16 protein-coding genes are annotated in these 16,278 nt (G+C 69.8%); 5 read left to right on the top strand and 11 right to left on the bottom strand.

What is annotated here, in order from left to right:
• Nucleotides 1-4: 4 nt before the first annotated feature.
• On the top strand, nucleotides 5-1,294 hold the full coding sequence (locus AC1KAT_RS18955; protein WP_480328547.1) for an Hsp70 family protein: 1,290 nt from the start codon (nucleotides 5-7) through the stop codon (nucleotides 1,292-1,294).
• A 22-nt stretch (nucleotides 1,295-1,316) separates the two neighbouring features.
• Here the strand turns inward: AC1KAT_RS18955 and AC1KAT_RS18950 are convergent, their stop codons facing one another.
• Together AC1KAT_RS18950 and AC1KAT_RS18945 are read right to left on the bottom strand one after the other, a co-directional pair.
• Nucleotides 1,317-2,108, bottom strand: coding sequence for a YecA/YgfB family protein (locus AC1KAT_RS18950; RefSeq protein WP_480328546.1), 792 nt, complete (start codon nucleotides 2,106-2,108; stop codon nucleotides 1,317-1,319).
• A gap of 477 nt (nucleotides 2,109-2,585) precedes the next feature.
• The gene (locus AC1KAT_RS18945; protein WP_480328545.1) at nucleotides 2,586-2,996 is read right to left on the bottom strand and encodes a PaaI family thioesterase; all 411 of its coding nucleotides are present in this window, start codon (nucleotides 2,994-2,996) and stop codon (nucleotides 2,586-2,588) included.
• Between the two features lie 66 nt (nucleotides 2,997-3,062).
• Between AC1KAT_RS18945 and AC1KAT_RS18940 the strand changes: the two genes are divergently transcribed.
• The 4 genes from AC1KAT_RS18940 to AC1KAT_RS18925 are packed head-to-tail and all read left to right on the top strand — an operon-like array spanning nucleotide 3,063 to nucleotide 7,941.
• Nucleotides 3,063-4,580 carry a CoA-acylating methylmalonate-semialdehyde dehydrogenase gene (locus AC1KAT_RS18940; protein WP_480328544.1) on the top strand — a complete coding sequence of 506 codons (1,518 nt, stop codon included), beginning with the start codon at nucleotides 3,063-3,065 and terminating at the stop codon, nucleotides 4,578-4,580.
• A gap of 30 nt (nucleotides 4,581-4,610) precedes the next feature.
• Nucleotides 4,611-5,528: a DUF4424 family protein gene (locus AC1KAT_RS18935; RefSeq protein WP_480328543.1), complete on the top strand. Its 918-nt coding sequence runs from the start codon at nucleotides 4,611-4,613 to the stop codon at nucleotides 5,526-5,528.
• A 47-nt stretch (nucleotides 5,529-5,575) separates the two neighbouring features.
• Nucleotides 5,576-6,946, top strand: coding sequence for a S1 family peptidase (locus AC1KAT_RS18930; protein WP_480328542.1), 1,371 nt, complete (start codon nucleotides 5,576-5,578; stop codon nucleotides 6,944-6,946).
• Nucleotides 6,934-7,941: an FHA domain-containing protein gene (locus AC1KAT_RS18925; protein WP_480328541.1), complete on the top strand. Its 1,008-nt coding sequence runs from the start codon at nucleotides 6,934-6,936 to the stop codon at nucleotides 7,939-7,941. The genes AC1KAT_RS18930 and AC1KAT_RS18925 overlap by 13 nt, the downstream gene beginning before the upstream one ends.
• Nucleotides 7,942-7,999: 58 nt before the next feature.
• Here the strand turns inward: AC1KAT_RS18925 and AC1KAT_RS18920 are convergent, their stop codons facing one another.
• The 9 genes from AC1KAT_RS18920 to AC1KAT_RS18880 form a co-directional block, all read right to left on the bottom strand.
• Nucleotides 8,000-9,019: a septal ring lytic transglycosylase RlpA family protein gene (locus AC1KAT_RS18920; RefSeq protein ID WP_480328540.1), complete on the bottom strand. Its 1,020-nt coding sequence runs from the start codon at nucleotides 9,017-9,019 to the stop codon at nucleotides 8,000-8,002.
• Nucleotides 9,020-9,133: 114 nt separating this feature from the next.
• Complete coding sequence (locus AC1KAT_RS18915) at nucleotides 9,134-9,673, bottom strand: hypothetical protein (protein ID WP_480328539.1); 540 nt, start codon at nucleotides 9,671-9,673, stop codon at nucleotides 9,134-9,136.
• On the bottom strand, nucleotides 9,670-10,647 hold the full coding sequence (locus AC1KAT_RS18910) for a tripartite tricarboxylate transporter substrate binding protein (RefSeq protein WP_480328538.1): 978 nt from the start codon (nucleotides 10,645-10,647) through the stop codon (nucleotides 9,670-9,672). The genes AC1KAT_RS18915 and AC1KAT_RS18910 overlap by 4 nt, the downstream gene beginning before the upstream one ends.
• Before the next feature lie 43 nt (nucleotides 10,648-10,690).
• Nucleotides 10,691-11,302 (bottom strand): ORF6N domain-containing protein, encoded by a 612-nt coding sequence (locus AC1KAT_RS18905; protein WP_480328537.1) that lies wholly within the window; start codon nucleotides 11,300-11,302, stop codon nucleotides 10,691-10,693.
• Nucleotides 11,303-11,310: 8 nt separating this feature from the next.
• Nucleotides 11,311-12,849: a class I adenylate-forming enzyme family protein gene (locus AC1KAT_RS18900; protein ID WP_480328536.1), complete on the bottom strand. Its 1,539-nt coding sequence runs from the start codon at nucleotides 12,847-12,849 to the stop codon at nucleotides 11,311-11,313.
• A 181-nt stretch (nucleotides 12,850-13,030) separates the two neighbouring features.
• Nucleotides 13,031-14,086: a cyclase family protein gene (locus AC1KAT_RS18895; protein ID WP_480328535.1), complete on the bottom strand. Its 1,056-nt coding sequence runs from the start codon at nucleotides 14,084-14,086 to the stop codon at nucleotides 13,031-13,033.
• A gap of 2 nt (nucleotides 14,087-14,088) precedes the next feature.
• Nucleotides 14,089-15,018 (bottom strand): 2-hydroxyacid dehydrogenase, encoded by a 930-nt coding sequence (locus AC1KAT_RS18890; protein ID WP_480328534.1) that lies wholly within the window; start codon nucleotides 15,016-15,018, stop codon nucleotides 14,089-14,091.
• A gap of 18 nt (nucleotides 15,019-15,036) precedes the next feature.
• Nucleotides 15,037-15,810, bottom strand: coding sequence for a class II aldolase/adducin family protein (locus AC1KAT_RS18885; RefSeq protein WP_480328533.1), 774 nt, complete (start codon nucleotides 15,808-15,810; stop codon nucleotides 15,037-15,039).
• 199 nt (nucleotides 15,811-16,009) lie between these two features.
• Nucleotides 16,010-16,278 (bottom strand): electron transfer flavoprotein subunit alpha/FixB family protein (locus AC1KAT_RS18880; RefSeq protein WP_480328532.1); only part of this gene is annotated, 269 nt, incomplete at its 5' end.

Below are 16,278 nucleotides of genomic sequence, written 5' to 3'. Positions count from 1 at the left end.
CGCCATGTTCTGCGCCATCGACTTCGGTACTTCGAACTCTGCCATCGCCATTCCCGACGGCCAAGAGCGCATGCGCCTGGTCGCGCTCGAAGACGGTCAGGTGACGATGCCAACGGCGGTGTTCTACCTGGCCGAGGGCGACGAGTCGCAGGGGCCGCCACGGGAGTTCGGCCGCGCGGCGCAGGCGGCCTATGTCGATGGGCTCGAAGGCCGGCTGATGCGCTCGATGAAAAGCATCCTCGGCAGCCCGCTCGCCGAGCAGACCACCGACGTGGGCAACGGCCGGGGCGTGAAGTACCTCGACATGATCGCCGGCTACCTGCGCCACCTGAAGACGCAGGCCGAGGCGCAGGCGGGCGCGCCGATCCACCGGGCGGTGCTGGGCCGGCCGGTGTTCTTCGTCGATGACGACGCGGCGCGCGATGCGCAGGCGCAGGCCACGCTCGCCGCAGCCGCGCGGTCGGTCGGCTTCGAAGAGGTGCGCTTCCAGTACGAACCCATCGCCGCCGCCTTCGACTTCGAGCGCAGCGCCGAGCGCGAGCAACTGGTGCTGGTGGCCGACATCGGCGGCGGCACGTCCGACTTCTCGCTGGTGCGCGTCGGGCCCGATCGCATCGCGCGCGTCGAGCGCAAGGACGACCTGCTCGCCAGCCACGGCGTGCACATCGCCGGCACCGACTTCGACCGCCGCATCGAGCTCGCCAGCGTGCTGCGCGAGTTCGGCTACGGCGCGATGGGGCCGGCCTCGCCGGGCAGCGTGCCGCGCGAGGTGCCCAACGGCGTGTACTTCGACCTCGCCACCTGGCACCTGATCAACACCGTGTACGCGCCGCAGCGAGTGGCCGAGCTGCGCTCGATGAAGCGCTTCTACGGCAACCCGCGCCACCACGAGCGGCTGATGATCGTCGTGACCGAACGGCTCGGCCACGAGCTGGCTTCACGCGCCGAAGACGCGAAGATCCGCGTGGCGCAAGAAGGCGACGTGTGCATCGACCTGTCGCACGTCGAACGTGCCCTCTCGGTGCCCCTGAGCGAAGCGCAGGCGGTGCAGGCCATCGAGGCCGACATCGCCCGCATCGTCGAAGCCGCGCGCGAGACGGTGCGGCTGGCCGGCGTGGGTGCCGAGGCGGTGGACGCGCTGTATTTCACCGGTGGCTCGACCGGCCTGCGTGCCTTGTCGAACGCGCTGGCGGCGGCCTTTCCGGGCGCACTGCCAGTCCATGGCGACCGCTTCGCCAGCGTCGCGGTCGGGCTGGGGCTTTATGCGCAGCAGGTGTTCGGCGCGGCGCCCTGAGCGACGTCCGAGACCTTGCTGATCAGCGGCGCCGGGGCCCGCCGCCGTGCGTGGGGCGCGACGGGCGCGGCCCGCGGGCCGGCGCTGCGGCCGGCTTGCGCAGCGGCCGGCTCACGTCGGCCAGCAGCAGCGTCGCCTGCACCAAGCCTTCGACCGATTCGTCGAGGCTGGTCGGCGGCTCCAGCGATTCGATCTCTTCGAGCAGCGCGTCGGCGTCTTCGAGGTCGTCGGGGTCGAGGTGGCGGTACAGCAGCGCCAGCGGTTCGGTGAGGGCCTTTTCGTCCATCGCCATCAGGGCCGGAAACAGCTCCATCGCCGTCGCAAAGCCCGCCACCCAGGGGTAGACGGCTTCGCTGGCGGCGGGCGAACCCATCAGCGCCTCGTCATCGTCGGACGGGTCCGCGTCTTCGTCGTCGTCCGCCTCGAGTTCGAACACCCAGGGGTCGAACCACTGGCGTTCGGCGATGGCCTGGTTCAACTCGGCATGGCGGCGCAGCACCAGCGCGTGCAACTCGGCCGGGTTGAAGCGCGCCGGCAGAGCGCGGCCGTCGGCGTCGGTCACGGCCGGCAGCCAGCGTGCCGGCGGCACGAACGTGGGCTGCAGCAGCACGCCGCACAGAAAGCCGTCGAGCATGCTCACGTCCAGTGGCTCCAGCGGCGCCGGCACCGCATCGAGCAGGGCTTGCAGGCGTTCGACCTCTTGCTCGCTCAGCGGTTGGGACGCGGCGGCAGCGGGCCGGGGCGGGCTCGGCCGCGGCGGCGGCGCCGAGCGAGGAGGCGGGGAGGACGGCGGGCGACGGGGCGGCGATGACATGGCGGGATTGTGGCGCCGCGCCCGCGCGCCATGAAAACCGCGCGGCCGAGGTCAGCGGTCAACGGCGCGTTCTCAGCACATCCCCCAAAAGAGGGTGGGGGTGGGCGGGGGTCCGGCGCGCACCCCCTAGGTTCACAAGCCGCACCGCGCGAGGGCGCGCCACGCCTGTGTCAGCCCCGTGTAAGACGGTTCAAAGCGGCCCACCCAAGCCTCGCATCGGCTGTTTTTGGCTCCACCCAAGTGGGGATGGAGCGGGCCCTGTGGCCCTCCTACAGTGGGCCGGTGCTGTCATCACAGGGTTTGTTCCGCTCTACCAAGCGAACGAGTCCATCGCCCGGTGCACACGAATGTGGCTGCGAGCCCAGAAAAAGGGCGAGGACTGCAACGTTCCCAACGACGTCCTTTTCGAAGGACTTCCAGCCCGCCTCTCACGAGGCGGGCTTTTTTTTGTTCTTCGTTGGACGAGCACTCAGCCACTCAGCTCAAGACCATCTGCGTGCAACGAAACAGCGCCAGCTTCTTGCCCTGCGGACCGAAGACGGCGGCCGACCAGACCTGCGTCGAGCGGCCCAGGTGGTCGGCGAGGCCCTCGCAACGCAGCACGCCTTCGCGGGCCGTGCCGAAGAAGTTGCTCTTCAGCTCGACGGTGGTGAAGTTCTTCGCGCCTTCGGGCAGGTGCGCGATGGTGGCGAAGCCGGCGCAGGTGTCGGCCAGCAGCACCACGCTGGCGGCATGCAGAAAGCCGTTGGGCGCGAGCATCCAGGGTTGGATGGGCATCTCGGCGGCGATGCGGCCTTCCGCCAGCTCGGTGATGCGCAGGCCGAAGTGGCCGGGCAGATAGGCGTCGCTCTGGTCGAAGCTCTCGGGGGTGAATCCGGCACGCAGCATGGGGGTCTCCGAGGGACGGTGGGGGCAGCATAGACTGGCTGCACGCCGAACCCGCAGGAGACTCCGATGGCCGCACCCATGCCTTTCACCGATGCCGGCGAGGTCGGCCATTTCATCGGCGGCCGACGGGTCGCGGGCACCAGCGGGCGCCGCCAGCCGGTGTACCAACCAGCCACGGGCGCGGTGGCGCGCGAGGTGGCGCTGGCGAGCCTCGACGAGGTGAACGCCGCCGTGGCCGCCGCCCGGGCCGCGCAGCCGGCCTGGGGCGACACGCCGCCGATCCGCCGGGCGCGCATCCTCTTGCGCTTTCTCGAACTGATGAACCGCGAGCGCGATGCGCTGGCCGCGATCATCACGGCCGAGCATGGCAAGGTCTTCGACGACGCGCAGGGCGAGGTCAGCCGGGGCATCGACATCGTCGAGTTCGCCTGCGGGGTGCCGCAGTTGCTGAAGGGCGACTACACCGAGCAGGTCTCGACCGGCATCGACAACTGGACGATGCGCCAGCCGCTGGGCGTGGTGGCGGGCGTCACGCCGTTCAACTTTCCGTGCATGGTGCCGTGCTGGATGTTCCCGCTCGCCATCGCCACGGGCAACAGCTTCGTGCTGAAGCCGAGCGAGCGCGACCCGTCGGCCTCGCTCTTCATGGCCGCGCTGCTGAAAGAGGCCGGCCTGCCCGACGGCGTGTTCAACGTCGTGCAGGGCGACAAGCTGGCGGTCGAGGCCCTGCTGACGCACCCCGACGTGAAGGCGCTCAGCTTCGTCGGCTCGACGCCCATCGCGCAGCACCTCTACGAGACCGGCGCGAAGCACGGCAAGCGCGTGCAGGCATTGGGCGGCGCGAAGAACCACCTGGTCGTGATGCCCGACGCCGACCTGCCGCTGGCCGTCGATGCGCTGGTGGGCGCGGCCTATGGCTCGGCCGGCGAGCGCTGCATGGCGATCAGCGTCGCGGTGGCGGTGGGTGACGTGGGCGACCGCCTCGTGGCCGCGCTGGCCGAACGTGCCCGCACGCTGAAGGTGGGCGACGGCCTGAAGCCGGGCGTCGAGATGGGCCCGCTCGTCACGCGCGAGGCCCGCGAGCGCATCGCCGGCCTGATCGCCCAGGGGGTGGACGAAGGGGCCGACCTGGTGGTCGATGGCCGCAGCATCCACGTGCCCGGCCACGAAGGCGGCTTCTGGCTCGGCGGCACGCTGTTCGACCGCGTGACGCCGGCGATGCGCATCCACCGCGAAGAGATCTTCGGCCCCGTGCTGTGCGTGGTGCGCGTGCCCGATTTCGCCTCGGCCGTGCAGTTGATCAACGCGCACGAGTACGGCAACGGCGTCGCCTGCTTCACGCGCGACGGCCACACCGCGCGCGAGTTCGCGCGGCAGATCGAAGTGGGCATGGTCGGCATCAACGTGCCCATCCCGGTGCCGATGGCCTGGCACGGCTTCGGCGGCTGGAAGCGCAGCCTCTTCGGCGACTCGCATGCCTACGGCGAAGAAGGCGTGCGCTTCTACACGCGACAAAAGAGCGTGATGCAACGCTGGCCACAAGACGCGGCCGGGGCGGATTTTTCGATGCCCACCGCGCGCTGATTCGCAACCCATTCGCCCTTCATCCCGTTCATGACACCTTCTCTTCGACTCCGCGGGGCCGCGTTGGCCCTTGCGGCAGCCTGCGCACTCGCGCCGCTCGCTCAGGCCAACGACTCTGCTTTCGGTGATGACAACGGCAGCATCGTCTTGCAACGCCGCGACGACATCCGCATGGAAAAAGAAGTGCTCACCGTCAGCGAGGACGAGGTGACGGTCGAGTACGTCTTTCGCAACACCGGCTCACAGGACGTGACAGTGCCGGTCGCCTTTCCGATGCCGCCGATGTATTTCGGATCGATGGACCACAACGAACTCACCGGCTTCAAGCTCTGGGTGGACGGCCGGGCGATGCCGACCCAGCCGCGCTGGGTGGTGAAACTTCGCGACGGCAGCGACGTCACCGCGCGCTTGAAGAGTTGGGGCTGGACGCAAGCGCAGCTCGTGGATTTCTTCACCGACGAGACCCTGCCCAAAGGGCGCGCGCCGCTGCCGGCGAGTTGGTTCGACCCGGACGGCCAGCCACGTTTTGCGATGAACGAGGTCTACACCTGGGACCTGCGTTTCCCGGCGGGCCGACCGCTCGCGGTGCGACACACCTACAAACCCAGCCTGAGCACCGGCGTGCCGCAGCCCGTCGATCTGCTGGTGCAGGCCCACGGCAAAGACACCTGCATCGACGCCGGTGCGCGCGCCGGCATGCGCAAGCGCGAGGCCGAATACGGGGCGAGCTGGTCCCACCTGCGCTACGTGCTCACGACCGCCAACTGGCAAGGGCCGATCGGCGACTTCACGCTGCGCATCCGCAAGAAGGCCGCCAACGACCTGATCAGCCTGTGCCTCGACGGCGACCTGAAAAAAATCGACCCGCGCACCTTTGAGTACCGGCAGCAGGACTTTCGACCCCAGCGAGACCTGAGCGTGTTGTTCGTGCATGGCCGCGAGCCGTGAGCGGCCTGCGCCCGGTGGCTGCAAGACCGCTCCCTAGAATGCCCCGCATGAGTCTTCTTCATCGCAGCGCCGCCGTGGTGGCGCTTGGGTTGGGCCTGGGTGCCGGGGCACTCGCCCAGTCACAGACAGGGCCGGCCGCCCCACCGGCCGTGTCGCCCGCGGCATCGGCCGCCGCCGCCCCCCTCGCCCCCGTCTCGCTCTCGGCCCGCAAGGTCTACGAGCAGGCGCGCTCGCAGCTGGTGCAGATCCGAACCGTGCTCAAGGGGCAGGCGAGCCAGACCTCGGTGGGCTCGGGCTTCGTGGTCACGGCGCAGGGGCACATCGTCACCAACTTCCACGTGGTGAGCCAGGCGGCGCTGTCGCCCGAGCGGCACGACTTGGTCTACGTGACGGCCGATGGCAAAGAAGCGCCGGTGCAGATGCTGATGCTCGACGTGCAGCACGACTTGGCCCTACTCAAGGTGGTGGCGGGCGACCCGAAGCAGCCGCCCAAGGCCTTCGACGCGCTGCCCTTTCGCCCGCTCGGCCAGCCACTCGCGCAGGGTGAGCGCATGTACTCGCTGGGCAACCCGCTGGACGTGGGCTTCGCCGTCATCGAGGGCAACTACAACGGGCTGGTCGAACGCAGCTTCTACCCGCAGATCTTCTTTGCCGGCTCGCTGAGCGGCGGCATGAGCGGCGGACCCGCGCTCGACCAGGAAGGGCGCGTGATCGGCATCAACGTCGCGCGCCGGGTCGATGGCGAGCAGGTGAGCTTTCTGGTGCCGGCGTCGTTCGCGGTCGAGTTGCTGCAACGCGGCCGTGACGCCAAGCCCATCACCGGTTCGGCCTGGCCCATCGTCGCGCAGCAATTGCAGGCGCACCAGGCGGTGCTGACCGAACGCTTCATCGCGCAGGGCTGGAAAAGCGCCACGCACCCACGCTACAAGGTGCCGGTGCCGCCCGACCGCTTCATGCGCTGCTGGGGCAGCAGCGAGCCCTCGCGCACCGGTGGACTCGACTTCGAGCGCTCTGACTGCGTGATGGACACGCAGGTCTTCGTGGGCGACTACACCACCGGCTCGATCAGCGTGCGCCACGAGGCCTACGACGGCCGCAAGCTCGGCACGATGCGCTTCTCGGCGGTCTACTCGCAGAGCTTTCGCAACGAGCGCTTCCACCGCCTGGGCGGCCAGCACGAGACCAAGCCGCTGTGCCAGGAAGACTTCGTCAACGCTCAAGGCCTGCCGCTGCGCGCGGTGGTCTGCCTGCGCGCCTACAAGAAGCTGCCCAAGCTGTACGACGTGGCCGTGCTCGCGGCCACGCTCGACCAATCGACCGGCGGGGTGCAAGGCCGCTTCGATGCGCACGGCGTCAGCTACGAGAACGCGATGAAGCTCACGCGCCACTACCTGGAGGCCTACGCATGGGCACGCTAGCGCTGCTGGAGGTGCTCGACCGCGACGGCCACGTGCGGCACAGCGTCGGCGTGTCGCACTGGCCGCTGCGTGCCGGCCGCGCGCTCGACAACGAGCTGGTGCTCGACGACCCGCATGTCGCGGCCCACCACATCAGCGTGGCCGCCGATGACGAAGGCCAGATCTTCGTCACCGTGGGCGACACGGTCAACGGCGCCGAGGTCGGCCACCAGCGCCTCGCAGCCGCCGCGCGCGTGCCGGTGGGCGATACGCCGCTGGCCATCACCCTCGGCCGCACGGCGCTGCGCCTGCGCCTGGCGCAGCACGCGCTGCCACCCGAGCAGCCCCTGGCCGCGGCGCTGTCGCTGCCGCGCCAGCTGGGTTCGCTCGCGCTGATGGTGCTGGTGGCGGTGGCCCTGCTGGGCTTCGGCACCTACCTCGCCAGCGACCCGAGCGCCCTGGCCCGCGAACTGGCCAGCGCCGGCATCGCGGCGGTGGGCATCGGCCTCGCGTGGTGCGGCCTCTTGAGCGTGCTGTCGAAGGTCTTCACGCGCCAGGGCCACTTCGGCTGGCACCTGCGCGTGATGCTGTGCGCGGTGATCGCGTGGCAGTTGATCGACGCCGTCACCAGCGCGCTCGCATTCATGTTCTCGTGGCCGTGGATCAGCGACTTCAGCTTCCTCGGCACGCAGGCGGTGATCGGCGCGGCGCTGTACCACCACATGCTCGCCATCGAGCCGCGCCACCCGAAGCGCTGGCGCCTTGTCGGCGTGACGGCCGCGGTGGTCGGCATCGGCCTGTCGATGTGGTTCAACCACCAGGCCACCGGCCGCCTGGGCCGTGACCTGTACATGACGCACCTGCTGCCGCCGGCCTTCCGGCTCGTGACGCCGGTCGAGACCGGCGCCTTCGTCGATCGCCTGGGCAAGCTGCAAAGCACGCTGGACGAGAAAGCGCAGAAAGACGACGACTCGGACCCGGACGACGAAGCGCTGGAAGAGGTCGAGGCCGACTGATCGGCGCGGGGGGGCGAGCAACGAACGCCGGCGTGGCCTCAGCCACCCCCTCATTCGCTCAGCGCCGCTCGACCACCACCGGCACCAGCTTCAGCGCGTCGCGCACGCGGGCGACCACCTCGTTCGCCTCGTGCTTCGACGGGTAGGGGCCGGCCTGCAGGCGAAACAGCGCCGGCTCGCTGAACACCGCCAGCAGCGGCGACAGCCAGTCGAGTTCATCGGCCACGCGGCGCTGAAACTGCTCGGCCCCTTCACGCTCGCGAAAGGCCCCCAGCTGCACCCAGAAGCCCCGCGCGGCCTTCGTGTGGGCGCGGCCGGTTTCGGTCGCGGCAATGGCGGGCGTCGGGGCCGCTGCGGCGACCGTCGCCGAGTCGGGCGCGGGTGGCGCTGCGACCGACACCACGGGCTCGGCCACCGCCGCCGGCGATTCGGCCACGGGCTCGGCCGCACCGTCGCGCCGCCACGCCCCGCTGCGGATGTCGTCGTGCGTGATGCGCTCCACCTCGACCGGCGCCACACCGCGCAGCACACCGAGCTTCAGCGCGGCCGTGTAGCTGAGGTCGATGATGCGGCCGGCATGGAAGGGCCCGCGGTCGTTCACGCGCACGATCACCTCGCGGCCGTTGGCCGGGTTGCGCACCCGCGCGTAGCTCGGGATCGGCATCGTCTTGTGCGCTGCCGTCATCGCGTACATGTTGTAGACCTCGCCGCTGGCCGTGCGCCGGCCGTGGAACTTCTTGCCGTACCACGAGGCCAGGCCGCGTTCGGTCATCGGCTTGTCTTCACGCTCGGGCGTGTAGTCGCGGCCCAGCACCTCGTAGGGCTTGTTGGGCCCGCCCGGGCGGATCGGCTCGACCTTGGGCTGCGCGTCGGGCACCTTCGCCAAGTCGGCCGGTGGCCGGGCCTCGGGGCCGTCACGCTCGCTGCTGGGCGCCGGCCCGGACCGCACGGCCACGCTGCCCGGCGCCTTCTTCGGCGCGGACGAGCAAGCGGCCAGCACAAGCAGCACCGTAACCAGAGGCAGGCCACGCAAGGCGCGGGGTGTGCCGGGGCGGGCGAGGGTGGATGTGCGGGTCATCGTCGGTGTCCTTGTGGCGAATCGGGTTGTAGCGCATCGCCCGTTGCGCGAAGGGCGGCACGCAGTCAGCACGCGGGGCGCGCGCACGCGTGCGGCCCCTCTCCCGCGCGCAGGTCAGGCGTGCGATTCGAGCAGTACGAAATACAACACCTCGGTGCCATCGGTGCAGGCGAACCCACCTTCGTAGGTCTCTGAAGGCCTCAGCGCCCGGCACCTCACCCCAGCAGGCAGCGCGAGCCCTTTCGATCGGTTGTGCAAGGTGCGGTGAAACACCTCGGGCAGCCACGCACGCGCGGCGTTCGGCGTGGCGTAAGCATCCAGCCCGCTGGCGAAGTGGCTCGGCGAGATCGCACCCGGCGCGGCCCGGCCGACGACGACCACGCTCACATAGTCGATCGGCCACATCTCTTCGCGGCGTGCATGCCATTCGGGCGTGCCGAAGATTTCCCATCGCACGTCGGACAGTTCGAGGTCGGGGCTGAAGTACCGCATCAGCGCAAGCGGGTCGTGGTTGACGCCCGAGCGGGGCTTGCCGTCGGCGCGGGCGGCCGCACCGACGCCCATGGGGGCTGCGACCCAGAGGTACAGCAGCACACCGGCCGCGAGCACGCAGCCGCCGATCACCCAACGGGCGACGCCCGTTGCCCGGGTCATTCGAGCGTGACCTTCGCGCGGCGGATCACCTGGCCCCACTTCGCGGTTTCGCTGGCGATGAAGGCGTCGAACTCTTCCGGCGTGTTGCCGACGGGGATGGTGCCCATCGCCTCCAGCCGCGCCTTCACCTCGTCGAGCCGCACGATCTTGGCCACTTCGTCGGACACGCGCTTGACGATGTCGCGCGGCGTGCCGGCCGGGGCCAGCACGCCGGCCCAGGTGCTGCCGGTGAACTGCGTGAAGCCTTGTTCGATGAAGGTCGGCACCTCGGGTGCGGCGGCCAGGCGCTTGTCGCTCGCCACGCCGATGAGGCGCACACGGCCTGCCTTGCCGGGCTGGATGAGGCCCGAGGCCGCGTCGAAGAAGAGTTGAATCTGCCCACCGATCAGGTCGGTCAGCGCGGGGGCGGCGCCCCGGTAGGGGATGTGCAGCATGAAGGTGCCGGTCTGCGCCTTCAGCAACTCGGTGGTCAGGTGCGCGGCCGAGCCGTTGCCGCTGGAGCCGAAGGCCAGTTTGCCGGGGTTGCGCTTGGCGTACTCGATCAGCTCTTTGGCGGTCTTGAAGGGTGCGTCGTTGGGCACGGCCGCGATCAGCGGCGAGACGCCGATCAGCGACACCCCCACCAGGTCTTTCTTCGGGTCGTAAGGCAGCTTGGGGTACAGCGTGGTGTTGGCCGCGTAGGCCGCGATCACGACGCCGAAGCTGTGGCCGTCGGGCGCGGCCTTGGCCATCGCATCGACGCCGGTGATGCTGTTGCCGCCGGGCTTGTTTTCGATGACGACCGACTGGCCCAGCCGCTCTTGCAGCTTCTGGCCGATCAGGCGCGCGGTCACGTCGGTGAAGCCGCCGGGGGTGTAGGGCACGATCACGCGGATCGGTTTGCTCGGCCAGGCCTGCGCCTGCACGGCAGGGGCGGCGAGGCTGGCGGCGGCAGCCAGGTTGAAACGGCGTCGCGTCAGGGGGAAGCGGGTCATCGTCATCTCCATCGTCGAGGGTGAGTGCGCCGCGAGTGCGTCGTCAGCGCTTCTTGGGACCGGGCTTCTTCTGGCCCGGCTGGGGGTCGGCCTCGGCGAGGAAGCCGATGGATCGTTGCGGCGGCTCGGGCGGTGCCATCAGTTGCTGGATCACCTCGAACACCTGTTGCAGCTGCGCCCGCGTTTCGGTGCTCAACTGCTCGTGTTCGATGGCCAGCGCGCGGGTGATGCGCTCGATGTCGTCGAGACGTTTCGCCAATTGCGCGTGCGAGGCCGACAGCGCCCGCACCCGCACGAAGCTGCGCATGATCTCGATGTTGACGGCAATGGCGCGCGGGCTGCCGAGCACCGACGAGAGCATCGCCACGCCCTGCTCGGTGAAGGCATAGGGCGCGCTGCGGCGCCCGCCGCGGCCGGGGCGCACGCCGCCGTTTGAGATCACAGCCTGTGATGTCAAAGCGGCGAACTCGGCCGCGCTGAGCTGAAACATGAAGTCCGCCGGAAAGCGCTCGGCGTTGCGCTTGACCGCCTGCACCAGCACGCGGGTCTCGACGCCGTAGAGCCGCGCGAGCTCGGCGTCGAGCATCACCCGCTGCCCGCGCAGCGTGAGGATGCGGTGCTCGATGCCCGCAGGCAGTGCGGCGGCTTCTTCCATTCAGTCCATCACGCCTTCACGTACAGGTCGCGCAGCTCGCGCTTGAGCACCTTGCCGATCGGGCTGCGTGGCAGCTCGTCGATGAAGCGCAGGTCGGCCAGGCGCTGCGTCTTGCCGACCTGGCCGTTGACGAACTGCAGCAGCGTGTCGGCCGTGGCCTCGGCCTTCTTGACCACATAGGCCACCGGCGTTTCGCCCCATTGCTCGCTGGGCACGCCGACCACCGACGCGTCGGCCACGGCCGGGTGCTGGCGCAGCACGGCTTCCAGGTCGCTCGGGTAGATGTTGAAGCCGCCGCTGATGATCATGTCTTTCTTGCGGTCGAACAGCGTCAGGAAGCCATCGGCATCGAAACGCCCCACATCGCCGGTGCGGATGAAGCGCTTGCCATCGGGCGCGAACCACTCGGCCTCGCGCGTCTTCTGCGGCTGCTTGTGGTAACCGATCATCATGCCGGGCGAGTGGCCGACGACCTCGCCGGCCTCGCCTCGCGGCACCTCGACACCCGCGTCGTCGATGAGGCGGATGTCGTGCCCCTCGGCCGGTTGGCCCACGGTGTGCAGCTTGGTCGGGTGCAGGTGCGCGTCGAGGATGCAGGTGCCGCCGCCTTCGGTCATGCCATAGAACTCGACGAGCCCGCCGGGCCAGCGCTTGAGCACGTCGGCCTTCAGCGCCGCGCCGAAGGGCGCGCTGGTGCTGAACTTGATCTTGAAGCTCGACAGGTCGAACGTGTCGAACTCGGGCCGGGCCATCAGGCGCTGGTACTGCACCGGCACGAGCATGGTGTGCGTGACGCGGTGCTCCTGGGCGAGCTTGAGGTACTGCAGCGCGTCGAACTTGGGCATCAGCACGACGGTGCCACCCCAGGCCAGGCTCGGGAAGAAGACCACCAGCGTGGTGTTCGAGTACAGCGGCGTCGAGAGCAAGGTCACGCCGTCGGGGCCGCCGTAGTCGTACTTCGCGCCGCGTTTGACGTGCGACCAGCGCATGCCGTGGCCTTGCACGATGCCCTTGGGCTCGCCGGTCGTGCCCGACGAATAGATGATGTTGAAGGGCCAGCCGGGCTGCGGCGTGACGGCCTGCGGTTTCGCGCCGACCGGGGCGAGCCAGGCGTCGAGCGTGCGACCGACGTTCGCGTCGTTGTCGAGCGCGATGCGCGGCAGGCTGTCGGGCAGCTCGGGGCCCACCGTGTCGGCGGCCGAGGCGTCGGTGAACAGCAGCCGGGCGTCGGCGTCTTGCTGCATGCGCGCGAGGCTTTGCGGCGTCGAGCCGGGGGCGAGCGGGGCCACCACCACGCCGGCCCGCAGCGCGCCCATGAACACGGCGGCGTAGGGCACGGTCATGGTCGCGCAGATGGCGATGGCGTCACCGGGCTGGAAGCCATCGCGCTGCAGACTGGCGGCGATGCGGTCCATCAGCGCGTCGAGTTCGGCGTAGCTGAGGCGGTGGTTCGGGTCGATCAAGGCGGCGCGTTGCGGCTGCTGCTCGGCATGCAGGCGGATCAGGTCGGCGATGACACCGAAGTCGCGGTCGAAGTGTTCTTGCATGGGGTGGGCTTTGGAAGGAATCGAGGCGTCGGTCAGCGAAGGTGGTTGGGTGGGGTGTTGTCAACGCAAAGTCGCCAAGGACGCCACGGTTCGCAAAGAAGAGCAACCCCTTGGCGTTCTTTGCGTTCTTGGCGCCTTTGCGGTGATCTTGTAGCCATGTCCGCCCCAGGTGCCAAACACGCTACACCGTCGCCACCGGCGTGACCGGCGAGCCTACCGCGCCGGGCAGGCGCAGCGGTGGGGCGGTCAGCAGAAAGCGGTGGCGCCGGTTCGCGCGCAGCCAGGCGGCCAGGTCGCCCAGCCACCACAGCTCGCCCAGCGGCACGCCGAGCTTGAAGAGGCAGTGTTCGTGCAGCGGCAGCGCGGCGCGCGGTGCATCGCCATCGAGCACGCGCGCGGGGAAGGCCTCGACCGCGTAGTTGTCGGCGCACAGCGCGACGAGGCCGCTGTCGGTGATCCACTGCAGCAGGCGTTCGTCGCGGCCATCGAGCACGGCGCACGACTGGTTCAGCACCGCCATGTCGGGCTGGCGGTTCATGCCCAGCACGAGGCCCGCGAAGCCGGTGTGCAAGAGCAGCATGTCGCCGCGCTCGACCGCCACGCCGTCGGCGTCGAGGATGCGCATCAGCCGTTCGTAGCCGATCAGTTCGCGCGCATCGCCGACGTACGCGTGCAGGTCCACCAGCACGCCCCGGCCCTGGAGGGCTTTCGCGGCGAAGGTCTCGATGCCGAGCCTGAGCGCGTACGACTGGCCCTCGGCGCCGCACGGGCACGAGGCGAGCTTCAGGTCGCCGGGGCCGAGCACGTCGTCGTGCGCGCGATAGCCGTTGTAGTAGACCTTCTCGGGTTCGCCATCGCCGTCGGCGTCGAACCAGGCGCCGACGTGCGCGAAGCTGTCCCACTGGGTCGAGTACTGCAGGCTCAGCGTCACCTGGTCGTCGCAGACGACGTCGGTGTGGCGGGGATCGAACGCGCTCAGGGGCGTGTTCATCATCGGCTGGCCCCGGCTTTCGATGGGGCGCAGCGCAGGCGGCTGCCGGCGCCGGTCGAGCTTGGCCCCACCGGGATAGTCGAGCGGCAGGCTGAGGCAGAACGAGCGGCCTTCGTGCACCTCGGCCACGCCTTCGCGCACCTTCTGCGGCGTCAGCAGGTTCAGCCGGCCGAGCTGGTCGTCGGGGCCGAAGTCGCCCCAGGTCGAGCCCTCGGGGCGATGCGTCCAGCGGGGCGGCGACGCCATGCTCAGTAACCCAGGGCCCGGTCCACCGCGAGCGTGGGCACCTCGCCGCGCCGCGCCTGCCGCAGCGACTCGACGCACTGGCGCGCGACCACGTCGAACGAGGCCTGCGCGGCGATGTGCGGCGTGGCCACCACCTGCGGGTGCGACCAGACCCAGTTGTCGGGGCGGGGCGGCTCGCGCTCGAACACGTCGAGCGCGGCGCCGGCCAAGAAACCTTCATCGAGCAGCGCGCGCAAGTCGGGCTCGACCACGTGCTCACCCCGGCCCACGTTGATCACATAGGCGCCGGGCGGCAGGCTTTCGAGCGTGGCCCGGTTCAAGAGGCCGTGCGTTTCGGGCGTGAGCGGCAGCGTGCAGATGAGCACGTCGGTCTGCGCCAAAAAGCGCGACAGCTCTTGCGGACCGGCGAAGGTCTTCACCTGCGGATGCTCGCGGCGCGAACGCGTCCAGGCCGACACAGGGTAGCCCAGCGGCGCGAAGGCCCGCGCGATGGCCTGGCCGACCTCGCCGAAGCCGAGGATGCCCACGCGGCAATGCAGGGCCAGGCGCACCGGGTGGCGCTGCCACTCGGCGCGCGCCTGCTGCTGCGCGTAGACGCGCATGTCGCGCGTGTGGGCCAGCGTGCAGCCGACGACGTACTGCGCGATCTCGACGCTTTGCATCGGGTCCACCACGCGCGTGACGGGCAGTTGCGCCGGCAGGTCGGGCGCGCTCAGGAGCTTGTCCACGCCGGCGCCGGTCGAGCACAGCACGCGCAGCTTCGGGTACAGCGGCAGCACGCCGGGCTTCATGCGCCACGCGAGGATGGCCTCGACCGCGTTCGGGTCGGGCGCGTCGTGCTCGGTCCAGATCGGCAGGTCGGGGGCGGCGAGCCGCAGCGATTCGGCGAACGGCGCCGACGGCAGCGGGGACGACAGAACGAGGATCGCCATGCGGGTGCCTCGGCCGCCTCAGGCGTCGAAGCCCGGATTGTGCCGCTGCAGGCGGCGCAAGAGCCCCGGCCACACGAGGTTGGCGCCCAGGCCCTTGCTGACCTCGCGCGCCTGCTCACCCATGGTCGAGAGAATGCTTGGCGGCACCTTCGTCAGCGCCACACCACCGGCCTGCGCGAGGATCTGGATCTGGCACGCACGCTCGAGCGTGTACATGCCCTGGAAGGCCTCGGCCACCGTGCGCCCGCAGGTCAGCAGGCCGTGGTTGCGCAAGATGAGGTTGTTGGCCGTGCCGAGGTCGGCGCACAGGCGCGGCTTCTCGTCGTCGCGCAGGGCCACGCCTTCGTAATCGTGGTACGCGAGGCTCGTGAGCGGAAAGCCCGAGGTCTGCGACAGCGCCAGCAACCCGTCTTTCTGGGCCGACACCGCGACGCCATGCGGCGTGTGCGTGTGCAGCACGCAGTTCACCGTGGGCCGCGCCTCGTGGATGGCGCTGTGGATCACGAAACCCGCCGGGTTGACCGGGAAGGGCGAGTCCATCAAGGGCTTGCCGACGTGATCGACCTTGATCAGGCTCGACGCGGTGATCTCTTCGAAGAACAGGCCGTAGGGGTTGATCAGGAAGTGGTCTTCTTCACCCGGCACCCGCGCCGAGATGTGCGTGAAGACGAGGTCGTCCCAACCGAACAGCGCGACCAGCCGGTAGGCGGCGGCGAGGTCCACGCGCGCCTGCCACTCCTCGGGCGAGACCTGGTGGCGGATCGAGGGGATGTCGAGGGTGGCGGTGGGCATGGCGGTCTCCTGGGGATGCGCCCTTTGGCATCGCCTCGCTCCACACCCATTCGGGCTGAGGACTCGAAGCCCAGCCACCCAAGGCGCGGGCCCGTCGAGACCTCAGGGCGAACGGCCGCCGAGGCGAAGCCGCAGGGCGCCCAAAAACGAAAAGGGCGCGCCATTCTGGCGCGCCCTGGTCTTCACGCTGCCGCGAAGGTTACAGCGCAGCGATCAGCTCCGGCACGGCCGTGAAGAGGTCGGCCTCCAGGCTGTAGTCGGCGACGCTGAAGATCGGGGCTTCCGGGTCTTTGTTGATCGCGACGATGACCTTGCTGTCCTTCATGCCGGCCAAGTGCTGGATGGCTCCCGAGATGCCCACCGCCACGTACAGCTGCGGCGCAACGATCTTGCCGGTCTGGCCGACCTGCCAGTCGTTGGGCGCGTAGCCCGCGTCCACCGCGGCGCGGCTGGCGCCCAGCGCCGCAC

Source organism: Piscinibacter sp. PDB5-1, from assembly GCF_056676035.1.
Note: the sequence above shows the minus strand (reverse complement) of the source record. Positions and strands in the feature narration are given on the sequence as shown.